This is a genomic window from uncultured Nocardioides sp. (assembly GCF_947489365.1).
Classification (GTDB): domain Bacteria; phylum Actinomycetota; class Actinomycetes; order Propionibacteriales; family Nocardioidaceae; genus Nocardioides.
Genome location: NZ_CANLDB010000009.1, coordinates 104,731 through 122,885 on the forward strand (window position 1 = coordinate 104,731; position 18,155 = coordinate 122,885).

General features: G+C 74.0%; 22 protein-coding genes and 1 riboswitch. Of the genes, 16 read left to right on the plus strand and 6 right to left on the minus strand.

Features of this window, described 5'->3' with window-relative positions:
* Positions 1-39: 39 nt before the first annotated feature.
* Positions 40-169, plus strand: a riboswitch (FMN riboswitch).
* A gap of 85 nt (positions 170-254) precedes the next feature.
* The 9 genes from Q0858_RS19990 to Q0858_RS20030 all read left to right on the plus strand — a co-directional run bounded on the left by Q0858_RS19990 (position 255) and on the right by Q0858_RS20030 (position 6,311).
* On the plus strand, positions 255-866 hold the full coding sequence (locus Q0858_RS19990; RefSeq protein WP_299058117.1) for a riboflavin synthase: 612 nt from the start codon (positions 255-257) through the stop codon (positions 864-866).
* Positions 863-1,573, plus strand: a complete 711-nt coding sequence (locus Q0858_RS19995) for a nicotinamide mononucleotide transporter family protein (RefSeq protein ID WP_299058118.1) — start codon at positions 863-865, stop codon at positions 1,571-1,573. Before Q0858_RS19990 ends, Q0858_RS19995 begins: the two co-directional genes overlap by 4 nt.
* On the plus strand, positions 1,570-2,832 hold the full coding sequence (locus Q0858_RS20000) for a bifunctional 3,4-dihydroxy-2-butanone-4-phosphate synthase/GTP cyclohydrolase II (RefSeq protein WP_299058119.1): 1,263 nt from the start codon (positions 1,570-1,572) through the stop codon (positions 2,830-2,832). Before Q0858_RS19995 ends, Q0858_RS20000 begins: the two co-directional genes overlap by 4 nt.
* Complete coding sequence (ribH, locus tag Q0858_RS20005) at positions 2,829-3,296, plus strand: 6,7-dimethyl-8-ribityllumazine synthase (protein WP_299058120.1); 468 nt, start codon at positions 2,829-2,831, stop codon at positions 3,294-3,296. The genes Q0858_RS20000 and ribH overlap by 4 nt, the downstream gene beginning before the upstream one ends.
* A 156-nt stretch (positions 3,297-3,452) precedes the next feature.
* Entirely contained in the window at positions 3,453-3,929 is a 477-nt protein-coding gene (locus tag Q0858_RS20010) for a hypothetical protein (RefSeq protein ID WP_299058121.1), read from the plus strand.
* A complete protein-coding gene (locus tag Q0858_RS20015) occupies positions 3,926-4,258 on the plus strand; it encodes a transcriptional regulator (protein ID WP_299058122.1) in 333 nt (110 codons plus the stop codon). The genes Q0858_RS20010 and Q0858_RS20015 overlap by 4 nt, the downstream gene beginning before the upstream one ends.
* Positions 4,259-4,745: 487 nt before the next feature.
* Complete coding sequence (locus Q0858_RS20020) at positions 4,746-5,009, plus strand: phosphoribosyl-ATP diphosphatase (RefSeq protein WP_299058123.1); 264 nt, start codon at positions 4,746-4,748, stop codon at positions 5,007-5,009.
* Between the two features lie 8 nt (positions 5,010-5,017).
* Positions 5,018-5,875, plus strand: coding sequence for an ATP phosphoribosyltransferase (gene hisG, locus Q0858_RS20025; RefSeq protein ID WP_299058124.1), 858 nt, complete (start codon positions 5,018-5,020; stop codon positions 5,873-5,875).
* The gene (locus tag Q0858_RS20030; protein WP_299058125.1) at positions 5,859-6,311 is read left to right on the plus strand and encodes a PH domain-containing protein; all 453 of its coding nucleotides are present in this window, start codon (positions 5,859-5,861) and stop codon (positions 6,309-6,311) included. The genes hisG and Q0858_RS20030 overlap by 17 nt, the downstream gene beginning before the upstream one ends.
* A 22-nt stretch (positions 6,312-6,333) precedes the next feature.
* Here the strand turns inward: Q0858_RS20030 and Q0858_RS20035 are convergent, their stop codons facing one another.
* From Q0858_RS20035 to Q0858_RS20060, 6 genes are all read right to left on the minus strand, one after another.
* Positions 6,334-6,855, minus strand: coding sequence for a 4-amino-4-deoxy-L-arabinose transferase (locus Q0858_RS20035; RefSeq protein ID WP_299058126.1), 522 nt, complete (start codon positions 6,853-6,855; stop codon positions 6,334-6,336).
* Between the two features lie 20 nt (positions 6,856-6,875).
* Entirely contained in the window at positions 6,876-8,096 is a 1,221-nt protein-coding gene (locus Q0858_RS20040) for an alanine racemase (RefSeq protein WP_299058127.1), read from the minus strand.
* Between the two features lie 6 nt (positions 8,097-8,102).
* Positions 8,103-8,594: a hypothetical protein gene (locus Q0858_RS20045; protein WP_299058128.1), complete on the minus strand. Its 492-nt coding sequence runs from the start codon at positions 8,592-8,594 to the stop codon at positions 8,103-8,105.
* A gap of 61 nt (positions 8,595-8,655) precedes the next feature.
* A complete protein-coding gene (locus Q0858_RS20050; protein ID WP_299058129.1) occupies positions 8,656-9,711 on the minus strand; it encodes an ABC transporter substrate-binding protein in 1,056 nt (351 codons plus the stop codon).
* A complete protein-coding gene (locus Q0858_RS20055) occupies positions 9,708-10,580 on the minus strand; it encodes an ABC transporter ATP-binding protein (RefSeq protein WP_299058130.1) in 873 nt (290 codons plus the stop codon). The genes Q0858_RS20050 and Q0858_RS20055 overlap by 4 nt, the downstream gene beginning before the upstream one ends.
* Positions 10,568-11,395 (minus strand): ABC transporter permease, encoded by an 828-nt coding sequence (locus Q0858_RS20060; RefSeq protein WP_299058131.1) that lies wholly within the window; start codon positions 11,393-11,395, stop codon positions 10,568-10,570. Before Q0858_RS20060 ends, Q0858_RS20055 begins: the two co-directional genes overlap by 13 nt.
* An 83-nt stretch (positions 11,396-11,478) precedes the next feature.
* Between Q0858_RS20060 and Q0858_RS20065 the strand changes: the two genes are divergently transcribed.
* From Q0858_RS20065 to pheT, 7 genes are all read left to right on the plus strand, one after another.
* Positions 11,479-11,967 (plus strand): SseB family protein, encoded by a 489-nt coding sequence (locus Q0858_RS20065; protein WP_299058132.1) that lies wholly within the window; start codon positions 11,479-11,481, stop codon positions 11,965-11,967.
* A 256-nt stretch (positions 11,968-12,223) separates the two neighbouring features.
* Complete coding sequence (infC, locus tag Q0858_RS20070; RefSeq protein WP_366916033.1) at positions 12,224-12,889, plus strand: translation initiation factor IF-3; 666 nt, start codon at positions 12,224-12,226, stop codon at positions 12,887-12,889.
* Positions 12,890-12,922: 33 nt separating this feature from the next.
* On the plus strand, positions 12,923-13,117 hold the full coding sequence (gene rpmI / locus Q0858_RS20075) for a 50S ribosomal protein L35 (RefSeq protein ID WP_299058133.1): 195 nt from the start codon (positions 12,923-12,925) through the stop codon (positions 13,115-13,117).
* 40 nt (positions 13,118-13,157) lie between these two features.
* Complete coding sequence (gene rplT, locus Q0858_RS20080) at positions 13,158-13,553, plus strand: 50S ribosomal protein L20 (RefSeq protein ID WP_299058134.1); 396 nt, start codon at positions 13,158-13,160, stop codon at positions 13,551-13,553.
* Positions 13,550-14,347 (plus strand): RNA methyltransferase, encoded by a 798-nt coding sequence (locus Q0858_RS20085; protein ID WP_299058135.1) that lies wholly within the window; start codon positions 13,550-13,552, stop codon positions 14,345-14,347. The genes rplT and Q0858_RS20085 overlap by 4 nt, the downstream gene beginning before the upstream one ends.
* A gap of 57 nt (positions 14,348-14,404) precedes the next feature.
* Entirely contained in the window at positions 14,405-15,523 is a 1,119-nt protein-coding gene (pheS, locus tag Q0858_RS20090; protein WP_299058136.1) for a phenylalanine--tRNA ligase subunit alpha, read from the plus strand.
* Complete coding sequence (gene pheT / locus Q0858_RS20095) at positions 15,520-18,021, plus strand: phenylalanine--tRNA ligase subunit beta (protein ID WP_299058137.1); 2,502 nt, start codon at positions 15,520-15,522, stop codon at positions 18,019-18,021. Before pheS ends, pheT begins: the two co-directional genes overlap by 4 nt.
* Positions 18,022-18,155 lie beyond the last annotated feature (134 nt).

An 18,155-nucleotide genomic window follows, 5' to 3' on the forward strand; every position in this document is an offset into this window, starting at 1 on the left:
TCGGCTCTGGCATATTGAGCCACCAGACGAGCAACACGCTCGCGTGCTCTGGGGTCGGTGAAAGTCCGAGCCGGCGGTGACAGTCCGCGACCCGGCCACATCCAGTGGCCGGTTGACCAGGTGGGATTCCTGGACCGACGGTGAGAGTCCGGATGGGAAGTGCACGCAGGCAGGTGACCGCGCCCACGGTGCGGCCGCCGACCGCCAACGTCCCACCCCGGAGCCTCCGTCCACAGCAGGGGAAGGCTCAGCAGATGTTCACCGGGATCGTCGAGGAGCTCGGCACCGTCCGCGCCGTCGAGCGCGGCGCGGAGTCCGCACGGCTCACGGTGGCCGCGTCCACCGTCCTGGCCGACGCCGCCGGCGGCGACTCGATCGCCGTCAACGGCTGCTGCCTCACCGTCGCCGCGCAGGGTGACGGCACGTTCACCGCCGACGTCATGCTCGCCACGCTGGACCGCACCTCGCTGGGCGCGCTCGAGGCCGGGTCCCCGGTCAACCTGGAGCGCGCCGCCACCCTCTCGACCCGCCTCGGCGGGCACCTCGTGCAGGGCCACGTCGACGGCGTCGGCACCGTCGTGTCCCGCGAGCCGGGGGAGAACTGGGACGTCGTCACCGTCGACCTCCCCGACGCCGCGATGGGCCGCTACCTCGTCGACCAGGGGTCGGTGGCGGTGGACGGCGTGAGCCTCACCGTGCTGCGCACCACGCCCACCGGGTTCGCCGTCAGCCTCATCCCCGAGACGCTCGCACGCACCACGCTCGGTCACCGGCGGCCCGGCGACAGCGTCAACCTCGAGGTCGACGTCCTCGCCAAGCACGTGGAGAAGCTGCTGGGCCACCGGGCGACGGAGGCGGCGCGATGATCGAGACCGCCGTCCAGTGGCTCCTGCACGGCGTCATCCCGGTCGCCGGGGGAGCGCTCGCCGTCCGCGAGGTCGTCGGCAACCTGTTCGGGCTGGGCAGCGCTGTGCTCGGCATGCGCCGCACCGTCTGGGCCTGGCCCGTCGGTCTCGTCGGCAACGTCCTGTTGTTCACCGTCTTCGTCACCGGCGAGCTCGGCGGCCACACCGCCGGCGAGCCGCTGTGGGGCCAGGCGGGGCGCCAGCTGATGTTCATCGCGGTCGGCGTGTACGGGTTCTGGCGCTGGTCGCGCCACGGCGACGCCGCGGACGCCGCGGACGGCGGGGCGCTGACGCCCCGGTGGGCCACCGCCACCGAGCGGCTCACCCTGCTGGGCCTGGCCGCGGTCGGGTACGCCGCCGCGTACGGCCTGCTCCTGCTCATCGGCTCCTGGGGCCCCGTCACCGAGGCCTGGATCCTCGCCGGGTCGCTGCTCGCGACGTGGGGGATGGCCCGCGGGTACGTCGAGTTCTGGCTGGTGTGGATCGCCGTCGACGTGGTCGGGGTGACCACCCTGGTGCAGGCGGGCTACTACCCGACCGCCTTCATGTACCTGTTCTACGGCGGCTTCTGCGTGGTCGGCTTCGTGGCCTGGCTCCGCGCGTCCCGTCGCCTGCCGGCCCCGCACGGGACGGCGCCCCTCGAGAAGAGCCCGGAGGTCCCCGCATGAGCGTCCGCCTGGACGACGTCGAGCACGCCATCGCCGAGGTGGCCGCGGGTCGCGCCGTGGTCGTCGTCGACGACGAGGACCGCGAGAACGAGGGCGACCTCGTCTTCGCGGCGTCCAAGGCGACGCCGGAGCTGATGGCGTTCACCGTGCGCCACTCCAGCGGCGTGATCTGCGTGCCGATGGAGGCACGCACGCTGGACCGGCTCGAGATCCCGCTGATGACGCCGCACAACCGGGACCCGCTGCGGACGGCGTACACGATCACGGTCGACGCCCGCGACGGCGTGACCACCGGGATCTCGGCCGCGGACCGGGCGCACACCGCCCGGACGCTCGCCGACTCCGCGACCGAGCCGTGGGAGCTCACGCGGCCCGGCCACGTCTTCCCGCTGCGCTACCGCGAGGGCGGCGTCCTGGTGCGCCGTGGCCACACGGAGGCCTCCGTCGACCTGGCCCGCCTGGCCGGGCTGACGCCCGCCGGCGTGCTGGTCGAGATCGTCAACGACGACGGCACGATGAAGCGCGGGCCGGAGCTGCGGGAGTTCGCCGACGCCCACGGCCTGGCGATGATCTCGATCGAGCAGCTGGTCCGCTACCGGCGCCGTACCGAGCGCCACGCCCAGCGGGTGGCGACCACCCGTCTGCCCACGCGGTTCGGCGACTTCACGGCGTACGGCTACCGCGTGGACCTCGACGACTCCGAGCACGTGGCGCTGGTCCACGGCGACCTCGACGCGGCCGGTGACGAGCCCGTGCTCGTCCGGGTGCACTCCGAGTGCCTCACCGGCGACGTGTTCGGCTCCGACCGCTGCGACTGCGGGCCCCAGCTCGACGAGGCGATGGAGCGGATCGTCGCCGAGGGGCGCGGCGTCGTCGTCTACCTGCGCGGTCACGAGGGCCGCGGGATCGGCCTCGTCGCGAAGCTGCAGGCCTACCAGCTCCAGGACGGCGGACGCGACACCGTCGACGCCAACCTCGACCTCGGCCTGCCCGCCGACGCCCGCCACTACGGCACGGCGACCCAGATCCTCAAGGATCTGGGCGTGGGGTCCGTGCGCCTGATGACCAACAACCCGGACAAGACCGAGTCCCTCACCGAGTACGGCGTGCCCGTCGCCGAGACCGTGCCGCTCACCCCGCGGCCCAACGGCCACAACCTCGCCTACCTGGTGACCAAGCGCGACCGGATGGGCCACGTGCTGCCCGGCCTGCCCGACCTCGACGATCTCGCGCACGACCTGGAGGAGACACCCCGATGAGTGGCCACGGAGCCCCCGACGCGACGACCTTCGACGCGAGCGACCTGCGGGTCGCCGTCGTCGCCGCGAGCTGGCACACCGAGGTGATGGACGGGTTGCTCGCCGGCGCCCACCGGGCCCTGGAGCAGCACGGCGTCACCGACGTGACCGTTGTCCGCGTGCCGGGGACCTTCGAGCTCCCCGTCGCCGCGGCCGCCCTCGCCTCCCGCGGGTACGACGCGCTGGTGGCGCTCGGCGTCGTCGTCCGGGGTGGCACGCCCCACTTCGACTACGTCTGCTCGGCCGCCACCGACGGCCTGACCCGCGTCGCCGTCGACCACGTCGTCCCGGTCGGGTTCGGCGTGCTGACCTGCGACACCGACGAGCAGGCGCTGGACCGGGCCGGGCTGCCCGGCAGCAGTGAGGACAAGGGCCACGAGGCCGTCAGCGCAGCCCTCGCGACCGCCCGCGCGCTGCGGGTCTGACCACGCCGAGTCGGCAGGAGTGTGCGTCCGTAGGGCGCCGAGTCGGCAGGAGTGTGCGTCCGCAGGGCGTCGAGTCGGCAGAAGTGTGCGCCGGGCGCGGTTGTCGCCACTCGGCGCCATTGACTTGCATTCTCGGCAAGTCATAGTGTTGCCGACATGGCAATCGAATCGACGGGCCCCGTGACCCCAGACGCCGAGGAGGCGCGAGCCGCCCTGAGCGGGCTGGACGGCGACAGTGCCCGCTTGGCCGAGCGCGTCGTGACGCCGTGGTGGTACCACCCCGTCCTCGGCGCGGTGGTGGCCGGTGTCGCGCTGTCGTCGACCCTCCCGCCGTCCGCCACCGCGGCCGTCATCGCTCTGTGCGTGGTCGTCCTGTTCCTGCTCCCCGTCGCGTACCGGCGGCGCTACGGCGTGTGGGTCAGCGAGCCCGCGGGCCCCCGCAGCCGCCGCGTGCACACGGTGCTCCTGGCGATCATCTTGGCCTGCGTCGTCGGTGGCTTCCTGCTCGGCATGCTCGGTGTGGTCTGGGCGCTGGTGCCCGCGGGCGTGCTGTTCGTCGCCGTCGTCCTCCTAGGTCGCCGCTACGACGTCGCCCTGCGCGCGGACCTCGCCGGCCCCGGGCGCCGCCCGTGACCCGGCCCGTCGAGCCGGCCTTCGACGAGGTCGTCCACTCCGCCGTCCGGCTGCGCATCTGCGGGGTGCTGAGGCGGGTCTCGGAGGTCGAGTTCGCCCTCGTCCGCGACACCCTCGGCCTGACCGACGCCCACCTGTCCAAGAACCTCAAGGTCCTCGCCGACCGCGGGTACGTGACGCTGCGCAAGGAGGGCTCGCCGGGCCGCGGCGACGCGCGACGCCTCACCTTCGTGGGCCTCACCCCGGCGGGGTCGACCGCCGTCGAGGCCCACCTCGCCGCCCTGGCCGAGATCGCCGGGGACGCCGAGTCGTCCCGAACGCACGCCTGAGAAGCGCCGAGTCGGCCCGAACGCGCGCCTGCGGGGCGCCGAGTCGTCCCGAACGCACGCCTGCGAGGCGCCGAGTCGGCCCGAACGCGCGCCTGCGGGGCGCCGAGTCGGCCCGAACGCACGCCTGCGGGGCGCCGAGTCGGCCCGAACGTGGGACCCGTCGCGTTCCCGGCGATTTCGAGGACGGGCAATCGAGTTGTCGAGAGTCTCGTCGGCAGAGTGTTCGGGCCGACTCGACGCCGTACGGCGGTACGTCCGGGCCGACTCGACGCCGTACGGCGGTGCGTTCGGGCCGACTCGGGCTCGTACGGCGGTGCGTTCGGGCCGACTCGGGGTCGTACGGCGGTGTGTTCGGGCCGACTCGGGGTCGTACGGCGGTGCGTTCGGGCCGACTCGGGCTCGTACGGCGGTGTGTTCGGGCCGACTCGGCGACGGGGGCGGTGACCACCTCACGCCTCCCGCCGGGGCGCGCCTAGGCTGGTGCCTCGTGAAGACCTTCGAGGAGCTGTGGTCGGAGCTGTCGGCCAAGGCCGTCGAGCGGCCGGCCGGCTCGGGCACCGTGGCCGCCCTGGACGCCGGCGTGCACGCCATCGGCAAGAAGCTGGTCGAGGAGGCCGCCGAGTCCTGGATGGCCGCCGAGCACGAGGGCCCCGAGCGGGCGGCCGAGGAGATCAGCCAGCTGCTCTACCACGCCCAGGTGATGATGCTCGCCGTCGGCATCGGCCCCGACGACGTCTACGCCCACCTGTGAGCGCGCCGGTGACGACTCCGCTGCTGCGCATCGCCGTCCCCAACAAGGGGGCGCTGTCGGAGGCCGCGTCGGCGATCCTCCGCGAGTCGGGCTACCGCCAGCGCCGCGACACCAAGGAGCTCGCGCTCACCGACCACGAGAACGGCGTGGAGTTCTTCTACCTCCGCCCCCGCGACATCGCCCTGTACGTCGGGGAGGGCACCCTCGACCTCGGCATCACCGGCCGCGACCTGCTGCTCGACTCGGGCGCGGAGGCCGACGAGGTCATGGACCTCGGCTTCGGCGGCTCCCGCTTCCACTTCGCCGCCCGCCCGGGCCACTACCGGAGCTGGGCCGACCTCGCCGGCGCCCGCATCGCCACCTCGTACGTCGGGATCGTGACGTCGTTCCTCGAGCGCGAGGGCATCACGGCGAGCGTCACCCGGCTCGACGGCGCCGTCGAGACCAGCATCCAGCTCGGCGTCGCGGACGTGGTCGCGGACGTCGTCGAGACCGGCAGCACCCTGCGCGCCGCGGGCCTCGAGGTCTTCGGTGACCCGGTGATGACGTCCCGGGCCGTGCTCGTCACCCGCCGCGGCGGCGGCCTGCCCGCGGGCTACGAGGTCTTCCGCCGCCGGGTCGACGGCGTCCTGCTGGCCCGCAGCTACGTGATGATGGACTACGACATCGCCCGCGAGCACCTCGAGCCCGCCACGGCGCTGACCCCCGGCATCGAGGGTCCGACCATCTCGCCGCTGCAGCGCGAGGGCTGGGTCGCCGTCCGCGCGATGGTGCCCCGCGCGGGGGCGCAGCGCCTCATGGACGAGCTGTACGGCGTCGGCGCCCGCGGCATCCTGCTGACGGACATCCATGCCTGCCGCATCTGACGCGGGGTCGGGCGCCGGCCTGCCGCGGACCTTCCGCCCGCTCGCGACGCGGATGGCGGCGACGCTGTTCGGCGGGATGCTGCTCGTGATCTCCCTGGCCGCGTGGTTCCTGCTGGCCGCCGAGATCCGCGACCGGTTCACACCGTTCCAGATCGGCACGATGGTCTTCTTCGGCCTGCTGCTCTTCTCGGTCTGGTGGGGCCTCGTCCGGTCGCGGATCACCGCCACGACCGACAAGCTCGTCGTGGTGAACGGCTTCCGGCGCCACGACTACGACTGGGCCCAGGTGCTCGCCGTCCGGCTGCCCTCCGGTGCGCCGTGGGCCTCGCTCGACCTCGCCGACGGCACGACGGCGACGGCGCTGGGCATCCAGTCCTCCGACGGCGACCGCGCCCGCGCCCACCTCCGCGAGCTCCGCGCGCTCATCGACCGCTGATCGACCGCTGAGGGACGCCGGGTCAGCCGAGGACGAGGTCGGCTGAGTCGCGGGTGCCCTGCGTCCGGTGGTGGGCGTCCTCGTCCGCGGCCCAGGCGTCGAGGTGGGGCGCGACGGCGGCGCCGTCCCGCGCCAGCACGCGGGCGCGTCGTACGGCGGCCGGCGCGGTCAGCCACACCAGGACGGTCACGAGCCGCGAGTGGGCGGCGGCCCACGAGCCGACGCCCTCCACGACCAGCAGCGGTGTCGGCTCCACCGTGACCGTCCCGGCCCAGTCGGAGGCGTGCCAGTCCCACCGGCGGTAGGTCCCGGCCCCGCCCGCGGCGAGGGGGAGCAGCAGCGAGTCCAGCTGGGGGCCGACGTGCGCGAGGCCGGACCACCCGGCGTACAGGTCGTCGGCGTGCACCACCCGGCAGCCGGCGGGACCGGCGAGCGCCGCGATCTCGGCGGCCAGGGTCGTCTTGCCGCCGCCGGCCGGACCGTCGAGGCAGACCAGCCGCCCGGCGCCCAGGGTCGGCGGTCGCGACCGCGCGAGGTCGAGCACGTCGCGCGCCGAGCCGGGGCTCAGAAGACCTGTCCCAGGCCGCGGTACGTCGGGGCCTCCTCGACCACGTCGGCGCCGCGCAGCAGCAGCGCCCGGTCGACGTGCTCCATCAGCTCCCCGGCCTTGGCGTGCCGGAACCACACGGTGTCCCCGACGGCGAGGTCGGCGGCGCCGGGCCCGACCAGCGGGGTCTGGACCTCCCCGGCACCCTCCGTGGACGTCAGCTCCAGGCCGGACGGCGCCCACGGGGTCGGCAGGCGGTCGGCGCCGGCGGCGCCCGAGGCGACGTACCCGCCGCCGTGGACGGTCACCGTGGTGGCGTCGGGCCGCCGGGTCACCGGCAGGCCCAGGTACGCCGCGGGCAGCGGCTCGAAGGCGCGGTAGTGGTCGAACAGGCGCGGGGCCAGCAGCCCGGAGCCCGCGGCGACCTCGGTGACGACCGGGTCGGCCGCAGCCGCCTCGACGGACCCGGTGCCGCCGGCGTTCCACAGCTCCAGGCCGGCGCCGACGCGGGTCAGGGCGACGGCGAGCCGGCGCCGACGGCGCCGCAGCTGGGCGAGGTTCGCCGCCTGCAGGCGCCGCAGCACCGTGGTGCGGACACCCTGACCGGGCACGGCGTCGCCGAGGCCCGCGACCAGACCCTCGTACGTCATGGCGCCCACGAGGTCCACGCCGTCGCGGTCGAGCGCGGCCCGCGCCAGGCCGACGACGTCCGCTGTCGAGCGCAGCGGGGAGCGGCGGGGGCCCAGCGTGCGGGGCCCGGCCTGCAGGGCGGCGTCCACGTCCAGGGCGACCCGGACCGTGGCGGGGGCGTCGGCCGCGGCGCGGGCGCGGGCGACGAGGTCGAGGTGGGCCACGTCGTCGATTATCAGGGTGATGGCCGCGGCAGCCGCGGGATCGGCCGCGAGCGCGGCGAGCGCCGGCTCGTCGACGGTGGGGTACGCGACCAGCAGGTCGTCACTCACGCCGGTGGCGTGCAGCCACAGCGCCTCGCGCAGCGTGTAGGAGAGGACACCCGCGAACCCGTCGCGGGCGAGCACCCGGCGCAGCAGCGCCGGCACGCGGACCGACTTCGACGCCACCCGGATCGGCACGCCGCCGGCCCGTCGCTCGAGGTCGGCGGCGTTGGCGTCGAACGCGGACAGGTCGACCACGACGACGGGACGCTGCGCCCCGCGCTCGCCGTACGCCGCGAGCACCCGGTCGAGCCGGGCCGCGAGCAGGTCCCGGTCCTCAGGCACGAGGACCTACTCGATGCCGCGCCGGCGGAGGATGGCCTCGATGTCGTCCATGCCCTCGTCAGCGGGCTGGGCCGGCCGCTGGGCGGGCTGCCTGCCGCGCTGCCGGGACGGGGCGGCGGGGGCCTGGCCCGGGCCGACGGCGGCGCGGTCGGAGCCGGCCCCGGCGGCGGCCGGGTCCGGGCGGTGGGCCGTGATGCCCCGGCCGCGGGCCATCATCGACCCGCCGAGCAGGAACAGCACGACGCCGACGACGCCGAGGGCGACCCCGGACCACACGACCGGCGAGAACACCAGGCGCACGGCCCAGGAGCCGATCTCCTGACCGATGCGCACCACCAGCGGCAGGGCGTCGGTGAGGTAGAGCGCGGGGACCAGCAGGGTGACGCCCAGGGCCCGCAGGGCGGGGGCGGTGCCGCGGCGCTTGTACGCCAGGAAGGTCACCGCCAGGCCCACCACCGTGAGCACGAGGGTCAGGGCCAGCCACGTCGCGTCGTCCACGCCGTCAGCCTCCCACAGCGCCGTCCGGCCGACCCTGCCCTCGTGCGTGCCCCACCGGACCTCAGCGGGCGTTGTCCGCCGTCTCCTCGACGAGCGGGGCGAGCTGCTCGTCGTACCGGCCGTCGAAGTAGTCGGCCACGTCGACCGCCTCGGGCAGCAGGTCGGCGTCGGTGAAGGTGTCGGAGATCTCCTGCTCGGAGTCGACGACCTCGCCGTCGACGGGCAGGACGGTCAGCGGCCGCTTCTTCGCGGCGGCCAGCGTCACGTCGGGGGACAGACCCGTCTGCTCGGCCCAGACCTCGGACCACTCCTGCTGGTTGTCCGAGGCCCACACCTGCGCACGGGTGATCCGCTGCACGTAGTCCTCGACCGCCGCCTCGGTGGCCGCGTCGTCGAGGGCGACGTCGGAGGCGACCTGGAAGTTCATGCCGTTGACGACGTCCTCGCCGTCGGCCAGGACGCGGGCGTCCTCCTCGATGACGGCCTGCGAGACGTAGGGCTCCCACACGACCCAGGCGTCGATGAAGCCCTGGCTGAAGGCGGCGAGACCGTCGGCGGGCTGCAGGTTGCGCTGCTCGACCTCCTCCAGGTCGACGCCGGCCTCGCGCAGCTGCGCGAGGAGGTTGTAGTTGGCCGAGCTGCCCTCCGCCACGGCGACGGTCTTGCCGGCGAGGTCCTCGACGGACTGCAGGTCGGAGTCCTTCGGCACCAGGATCGAGTCGCCGAGACCGGTGTACGTCGTCGCCTGGACGACCTTGAGCTCCGAGCCGGACGCGGCGGCGAAGATCGGCGGGGTGTTCCCCACGTACCCGAGGTGGATCGCGCCGGTGCCGAGCGCCTCCATCATCGGCGGGCCGGAGGTGAACTCCTCCCACTGGATGTCGTAGGGGGTGTCGTCCTCCCCGGCGGCCTCGAGCATGGCCTGCTGGCTGGAGGACTTCTGGTCGCCCACGATGAGGGTGACCTGCTCGAGGTCGACGGAGCCGTCGTCGTTGACGGCCGCCTCGTTGCCGGTCTCCTCCCCGCCGCAACCGGCGAGGACGAGGGCCATGGACGCCCCGGCGACGGCGAGGGCGGTACGGCGACGGACGGTGCGGGGGGTGGTACGGCGGGTCATGCTGCTCCTCGGCTGTCTGCGGCCCCGCTCGGGGTGCTGGGGACGCGGTTCGGGTTGGGCGGGGTCGGCTCGACCCCGAGGGTCTGGAGGATCTCCTCGCGGACGCCGGCGATCTCCGGGTGCGAGGGGGACCGCTCCGAGCGCGGCAGGTCGATCTGCCACGTGCGGGCCATGCGACCGCCGTCCATCACGTGGACCAGGTCGGCGAGACCGAGCGCCTCGTCGACGTCGTGGGTCACGAGCAGGACCGCCATCTGGCGTCGGCGCCACAGCTCGATGACGAGCTGGTGCATCTCGATGCGGGTCAGCGCATCGAGGGCGCTGAAGGGCTCGTCGAGCAGCAGGAGGCTGGGGTCGGGCACCAGCGCCCGGGCCAGCGACACCCGCTGGGCCTGGCCGCCGGAGAGCTGGAGGGGCCAGGCGTCCATCTTCTCGGCGAGCCCGACCTCCTCGAGTCGCTCGCGGGCCAGGCGCACCCGGTCCTTGCGCTCGGGGGCGTTGAGCAGCGCGAGGGCGACGTTGTCGACGACGGACTTCCACGGCAGCAGCCGCGGCTCCTGGAAGGCGACCGCCGAGCGGCCGACGACGTCGACCTCGTCGGTCGGGGACGGGTCGAGGTGAGCCAGGCTGCGCAGCAGGGTGGACTTGCCGCAGCCGCTGCGGCCGAGCAGGGCCACGAAGTCGCCGGGGGCGACGTCGAGGTCGATCGAGCGGAGGACGTGGACGTCGCCGAAGGAGCGGTGGTGACCGCGGACGCGGGCGACGTGGCCCGCGGCGCGGTCGGCGCCGTTGGCGGGGTGCGGGTCGGGGGCGTGGGCCGGGGTGGACGTCGGGGTGGAGCTCGTGCGGTTCGTGGTCAGGCGCGCCATGAGAGCGCCCTCCTCTCGAGGTAGCGGACGACGGCATCGGTGGCCAGCCCGAGCAGGCTGTAGGTGACGAGGCCGACGACGATCACGTCGGTCAGCAGGAAGTCGCGGGCGCGGTTGATCATGTAGCCGAGGCCCGCGTCGGAGCCGATGGTCTCGGCGACGATCAGGGACAGCCACGCGATGCCGAGGCTCTGGCGCAGCCCGACGAGGGTCGAGGGCAGGGCGCCCGGCAGGACGACGTGGCGGATGCGCTGCAGGCGCGTGAGGTGCATCGAGCGGGCGGCCTCCATCACCTTGCGGTCGATGCCGCGGATGCCGGCGAAGGTGTTGAGGTAGAGCGGGAACGCGACGCCGAGCGCGATGAGCGCGACCTTGGGGGCCTCGTCGATGCCCATCCAGATGATGAACAGCGGGATGAGGCCGAAGTGGGGCAGCGTCCTCAGCATCTGCATCGGCGGGTCGACGGCGTCCTCGCCGATCCGGCTGAGCCCGGCGACCAGGGCCAGCAGGAGCCCGAGGACGGCGCCGAGGACGAAGCCGAGGGCGACCCGCTGCACCGAGACCAGGACCGCGTCACCGAGCGTGCCGTCGCCGATCAGCTCACCGGCGGCCGCCGCGATCTGCGCGGGGGAGGCGAGCTTGCGCTCGTCGAGCACGCCGGTGCTGCTGGCCAGCTGCCACAGCGCGACGATCGCGACCGGGGACAGCCAGCGCCGCCACGCGGTGAAGCGCGGCCGGGACCGTGGACGGGAGGACTTCGCGGGCGCACCGGGTTGCGGGCGTGCCGTCGTCGGGGGAGCGAGGGCTGACGTCATGCGCCCCATTGTCGTCAGAAGCAATCGACTTTATGCAAGTTGACTCGCGGAGCGTCGTCGGCGGTTCCTGTCACCATGGACGGGTGCGCGACATCCCCGACCCCGGATTCGCGGGGGACGACGGCCGCGCCGACCCCGGCCTGCTGGCGCTCCTCGCCGCGGCCGACGGCGACCCCGGCCCGGCACTGGCCGCCCTGGGCACGGCGCGTCTCCTCGTCCCCGTCACCGCGGTCGCCGGCGAGGTCGAGACGGGCCCCGACGGCCTGGCCCGCGAGAAGGACTCCGACATGGCCGTCGTGATGATGCGCGGCCGCGACGGGCGGGTGGCGCTCCTCGCGTTCAGCGGCACCGAGACCCTGACCCGCTGGGACCCGACGGCCCGCCCGGTGCCGGTCACGGGCAGGACGGCGGCCCGGGCGGCGCTCGACGACGGGGCGCAGGCCCTCGTGCTCGACGTGGCCGGCCCGACGTCGTACGCCGTGACGGGGGAGGACCTCCGCGGGCTGGCCGAGGGATGGCGGCCCGTCCGCGTCGGCGCCGGGCACGGCTGGATTGCGCCCGCCGGGGAATGATCGGCTAGTCTTCCGGGGTTGACCGATCGACCACCTCACCCGAGGTGTCGGTCCAGCAAGCGGGGGCGCCGCACGAACTGCCCCTCACCCGCACCGGCCGTCGCACCACTGCACTACAGGCCGTCGGGTCCCGGTCACGGCTCCCGTCCGCGGGCGCCACGAGTGCCGTCCCGCAGTCTGCGGGGTACTCGTCCGGACTCCCGCTCGCTCACCGAAGCGCTGAAACACGGGAGGACCCATCAGCACCGAGCACCGCATCAACGACCGGATCCGCGTCTCCGAGGTCCGGCTCGTTGGCCCCAACGGCGAGACGGTCGGCATCGTGCCGACCGGCGACGCCCTGCGCCTGGCCCAGGAGGCCGAGCTCGACCTCGTCGAGATCGCCCCGACCGCGCGCCCCCCGGTCTGCAAGCTCATGGACTACGGGAAGTTCAAGTACGAGAACGCGCAGAAGGCCCGCGACGCACGCCGCAACCAGACGAACGTCGTCATCAAGGAGATGAAGCTCCGCCCCAAGATCGACAGCCACGACTACGACACCAAGAAGGGTCACGTCGTGCGGTTCCTGCGAGCCGGGGACAAGGTCAAGATCACGATCATGTTCCGCGGTCGCGAGCAGCACCGCCCCGAGCTGGGGTTCCGGCTGCTGCAGCGCCTCGCCGAGGACGTCGATGACCTGGGCTTCGTGGAGTCCGCGCCCAAGCAGGACGGGCGCAACATGACCATGGTCCTCGGCCCGCACCGCAAGAAGGCCGAGGCCAAGGTCGAGATGGCGGCGGAGAAGGAGACCAGGGCCGCGGAGCGTCTGCAGGACGAGGCCGAGGAGCGCGCGGTGCGTGAGGCCCAGCGTGGCGACGGCCCGGTCGCCCAGAAGAAGACCCGAGGTCGTTCTGAGAACCTCGACCCCGAGATCGACGCTTGACCCACCAGGGTCACGCGTAGGAGGAGAGCAACGATGCCCAAGATGAAGACGCACTCCGGTGCGAAGAAGCGCTTCCGGGTCACCGGCACCGGCAAGCTCCGTCGCGAGAAGACGGGCCTGCGCCACAACCTCGAGAAGAAGTCCTCGAAGGTCACCCGCCGCATGTCCGGCACCACCGAGGTCGCCAAGGCCGACGTCCCCCAGGCCAAGAGGCTGCTCGGTCTTTGACCGAGTCCCCCGACCCCGAACCGAGCAGGAGCAATAACCCATGGCACGCGTCAAGCGGGCAGTGAACGCCCAGAAGAAGCGTCGTACCACCCTCGAGCGGGCCAGCGGCTACCGCGGCCAGCGCTCGCGTCTGTACCGCAAGGCCAAGGAGCAGGTCACCCACTCCCTGGTCTACAGCTACCGCGACCGTCGCGCCCGGAAGGGTGAGTTCCGCAAGCTGTGGATCCAGCGCATCAACGCCGCCGCGCGTGCGGAGGGCCTGACCTACAACCGCTTCGTGCAGGGCCTCAAGCTGGCCGGCGTCGAGGTGGACCGCAAGATCCTGGCCGACCTCGCCGTGACCGACCCCGCGGCGTTCTCGTCGCTGGTCGCGACCGCGAAGGCGGCGCTGCCCGAGGACGTGAACGCTCCCCGCGAGACGTCCCAGGCTTCTTGAACCAGCCCCTGACCGCGGGCAACCCCCGCGTCAAGGACGCCCGTCGGCTCAGCCGCCGCTCCGAGCGATCGGAGCGGCGGCTGTTCCTCGCCGAGGGGTCGAACGCCCTCACCTCCGCGCTCGCCCGTCCGGGCTGCGTCGTGGAGGTGTTCGCCACCGCCGAGGCAGCGCTCCGGTACGCCGGCCTGCTGGCCGGTGCGCCCGAGGTCACCCTCGTTGACGACCGGGCGATGGCCGCCCTCTCCGAGGCGGTGACGCCGCCCGGCCTCCTCGCCGTCTGCCGCTTCCTCGACGTCGCGCTGGACGACGTCCTGGCGACGTCGCCCCGCCTGCTCGCGGTCTGCGCCGACGTCCGCGACCCCGGCAACGCGGGCACCGTCGTCCGCACCGCCGACGCGGCGGGCGCCGACGCCGTCGTCCTCGCGGGCGACGCCGTCGACCTGCACAACCCGAAGACGATCCGCGCCAGCGCCGGGAGCGCCTTCACCCTCCCGGTCGCCGTCGAGCGCGACCCCGCTGTCGTCGTCCGACGCCTCCGCGCCGCGGGGCTCGCCGTCCTGGCGACCACCGGCGGAGGCGACCTCGACCTGTTCGAGGCCGACGACGTGCTGGCCGGTCCGGTCGCGTGGCTGCTGGGCAACGAGGCCGCCGGTCTGCCCGACGACCTGCTCGCGCTCGCGGACCACCGTGTCTCGATCCCGATCCGTGGCGGCGCCGAGAGCCTCAACCTCGCGACCGCCGCCGCCGTCTGCCTCTACGCCTCGGCGCGGGTCGCGTCGCCGCGACCGCACTGAGCGTCGCAGGAGAAACCCGGTCGAGCCCGGCCGACGGCGCTTCCTAGACTCGACCCCATGTCCGGACCCAACTCAGACTTCGACCCCGTCGAGGTCGCGGTGCTCCAGCCCGAGGCCGTCGACGCCGCCCGCGAGGCCGCGCTGGCCGCGATCGAGGCGGCGGGTGACCCGGAGGAGCTGAAGGCCGTCCGGACCGCCCACGCCGGTGACCGCTCGCCGCTCGCCCTCGCCAACCGCGAGATCGGGGCGCTGCCTCCGCAGGCCCGCAAGGAGGCCGGCCAGCGGGTCGGCAAGGCCCGCGGCGCGGTCGAGCAGGCACTCGGACGGCGGGCCGCCGTCCTGGAGGCCGAGCACGAGGAGCGGATGCTCGCGGTCGAGACCGTCGACGTCACCCTGCCCACGGACCGGCACCCCGCCGGAGCCCGCCACCCGCTGACCACGGGCGCCGAGCTCATCGCCGACGTCTTCGTGGCCATGGGCTGGGAGGTCGCCGAGGGCCCGGTCATCGAGGCCGAGTGGCTCAACTTCGACGCCCTCAACCTGGGCCCGGACCACCCGGCGCGCACGATGCAGGACACCTTCTGGACCGAGCCCGCCTCGGACCACCTCGTGCTGCGCACCCAGACATCGCCCGTCCAGGCACGCACCATGCTGACCCGGACGCCCCCGATCTACGTCGTCTCCCCGGGCCGGGTCTTCCGCACCGACGAGTACGACGCCACGCACAGCCCGGTCTTCCACCAGGTCGAGGGCCTGGCGATCGACCGCGGGATCTCGATGGCCCACCTGAAGGGCACCCTCGACCACTTCGCCACGGCGATGTTCGGCGAGGGCATCACGACGCGCTTCCGGCCGTCGTACTTCCCCTTCACCGAGCCCTCCGCCGAGGTCGACCTCGTCTGCTTCGTGTGCCGCGGCACCGGCACGGACCCCGAGAGGGACGGGACGGTCACCTGCCGCACCTGCAAGGGCGAGGGCTGGATCGAGTGGGGCGGCTGCGGCGTGGTCAACCCCCGCGTGCTGCGCGCCTGCGGCGTCGACGACACCGAGTTCACCGGCTTCGCCTTCGGCATGGGCATCGACCGGTCGCTGATGTTCCGCCACGGGATCGCCGACATGCGCGACCTGTTCGAGGGCGACGTCCGCTTCGCCACCACCTTCGGGAGTGAGCTGTGAGAGTCCCCGTCTCCTGGGTCCGCGAGCACGCCGACCTGCCCGAGAGCGCGACCAGCGAGGACCTCGCGGCGCGCCTGACCGCGCTGGGGCTCAAGCTCGAGGCCCTCGAGCGCCCCGCCGAGGCGATCACCGGCCCACTCGTGGTCGGCCGGGTGCTGACGATGGAGCCCGAGCCGCAGAAGAACGGCAAGACCATCAACTGGTGCACCGTCGACGTCGGTGACGCCAACGGCACCGGCGAGCCCCAGGGCATCGTCTGCGGCGCCCACAACTTCGCGCCCGGCGACCTGGTCGTCGTGATCCTGCCCGGGGGAGTGCTGCCCGGGAACTTCGCGATCTCCGCCCGCAAGACCTACGGCCACGTCTCGGCCGGGATGATCTGCTCGGGCGCCGAGCTGGGCCTGTCGGCGGAGTCCGACGGCATCGTCGTGCTGCCCGCCGACGCCGGCGAGCCCGGCCAGGAGGCGTTCGGCGTCCTCGGCCTCGACGACGACGTCATCGAGCTCGAGATCAACCCCGACCGGGCCTACGCGCTGTCCGTCCGCGGCGTCGCCCGCGACGCCGCCCTCGCGTACGACGTGGACTTCCGCGACCCCTGCGACCGCGACGTGCCGCCCGCCGACGACGCCGGCTGGCCGGTCCGCATCGAGGACCCGAGCGGCTGCCCGGTCTTCGCCGCCCGCCTCGTCTCTGGCCTCGACCCGACCGCCACCACGCCCGAGTTCGTCGCCCGCCGGCTCGCGCAGGCCGGGATGCGCCCGATCAGCCTCCCCGTCGACGTCACCAACTACGTGATGCTCGAGACCGGTCGCCCGATCCATGGCTACGACGCCGACAAGCTCACCGGCACCGTCGGCGTCCGTCGCGCGAACGCGGGGGAGACCCTGACCACGCTCGACGGCACCCGTCGCACCCTGTCGACGGAGGACCTCGTCGTCGTCGACGACTCCGGCCTCATCGGCCTCGGCGGCGTCATGGGCGGCGAGGACACCGAGATGTCCGGCACCACCACCCGCGTGCTCGTCGAGTCGGCGCACTGGGACCCGGTCTCGATGTTCCGCACCGGACGCCGCCACAAGATCACCTCCGAGGCCGGCAAGCGCAACGAGCGCGGCGTCGACCCCACGATCTGCGAGGCCGCCGCCGACCGCGTCGTCGAGCTCCTCGTGGCGTACGGCGGCGCGACGGCCGAGCCCGGCGTCACCGTCGTCGGCACGCCGCCGCCCCGCGAGCCGGTCACCATGGCCGCGGACCTGCCCGCCCGGGTGTCCGGGATCGAGATCCCCGCTCGGCGGACCGTGCAGACGCTGCGCGACCAGGGGTTCGTCGTCGAGGAGCAGGGCCCCGATGTCGTCGCGACCCCGCCGCAGTGGCGCCCCGACGTCACGGACCCCTTCGACCTGGTCGAGGAGGTCGTCCGCGTCGTCGGGTACGACGCCGTCCCGTCCGTGCTGCCCACGCCCGGCGCCGGTCGTGGCCTGACGCGGTCCCAGCGACTGCGGCGCCGCGTCGGCCGGACGCTGGCCGGGGCGGGGGCCGTCGAGGTCGTCAGCTTCCCGTTCGTCGGCGACGCCTCCCTCGACGCCCTGGGGCTCGACGCCGACGACGATCGCCGGCGGACCATCCGGCTGGCCAACCCCCTGTCGGCGCAGGAGCCGGCGTACACGACGACCCTGCTGCCGGGTCTGCTGCGGGCCGCGGCGCGCAACCTCGGGCGCGGCGCCACCGGCGTGACACTGTTCGAGACCGGCAGTGTCGTGCGCGGCGGGTCGAGCCCGACGCCGATCCTCGGTGTGGAGTCCCGACCGAGCGAGCTGGAGCTGAAGGAGCTGCTCGCCGGGGTCCCCGACCAGCCGCTGCACCTGGGCCTCGTCGTCGCCGGCGAGCGCGAGCGCGCCGGCTGGTGGGGCGCGGGTACCTCCCCTGATGGCTGGGCCGGCTGGGCCGACGCGATCGCGCTGGTGCGCCGCCTCGGTGACGAGCTCGGCGTCCCGCTGACGACGCGCGCCGCCGTCCTCGCGCCCTGGCACCCCGGCCGCTGCGCCGAGGTGCTGGCCGGGACCGGCGAGTCCGCCGTCGTCCTCGGGCACGCCGGCGAGCTGCACCCGCGGGTCTGCGACGCCCACGACCTGCCACGGCGCAGCGCGGCCGTCGAGATCGACCTCGACGCCCTGCTCGCCCTCGCGCCCGAGCGTGTCGTCGGGCCGGAGCTGTCGTCGTTCCCGATGGCGAAGGAGGACGTCGCACTCGTCGTCGACGTCTCCGTGACCGCCGCCGAGGTCGAGGCCGCCCTGCGTGAGGGTGCCGGGGAGCTGCTCGAGTCCGTCCGCCTCTTCGACGTCTACACCGGCGCCCAGGTCCCGGACGGCAAGAAGTCGCTGGCCTTCGCCCTCCGCTTCCGGGCGCCCGACCGGACGCTGACCGAGGCCGAGACCGGCGCCGCCCGCGACGCCGCCGTCGCCCTCGCCGCCGAGCGCTGCGGGGCCGTCCAGCGCTGAGGACCCGCGCCGCTCGACCTCCGGGTGCCGTGACGGAGATCGAGGTGCGAGGCCGGCCACGGCCGAGCCACGAGATCGCGGAACCGGACCGCCGTCCGCCTCACGGGGTCTCGTGGCTCCTCGCTGGCGCTCGC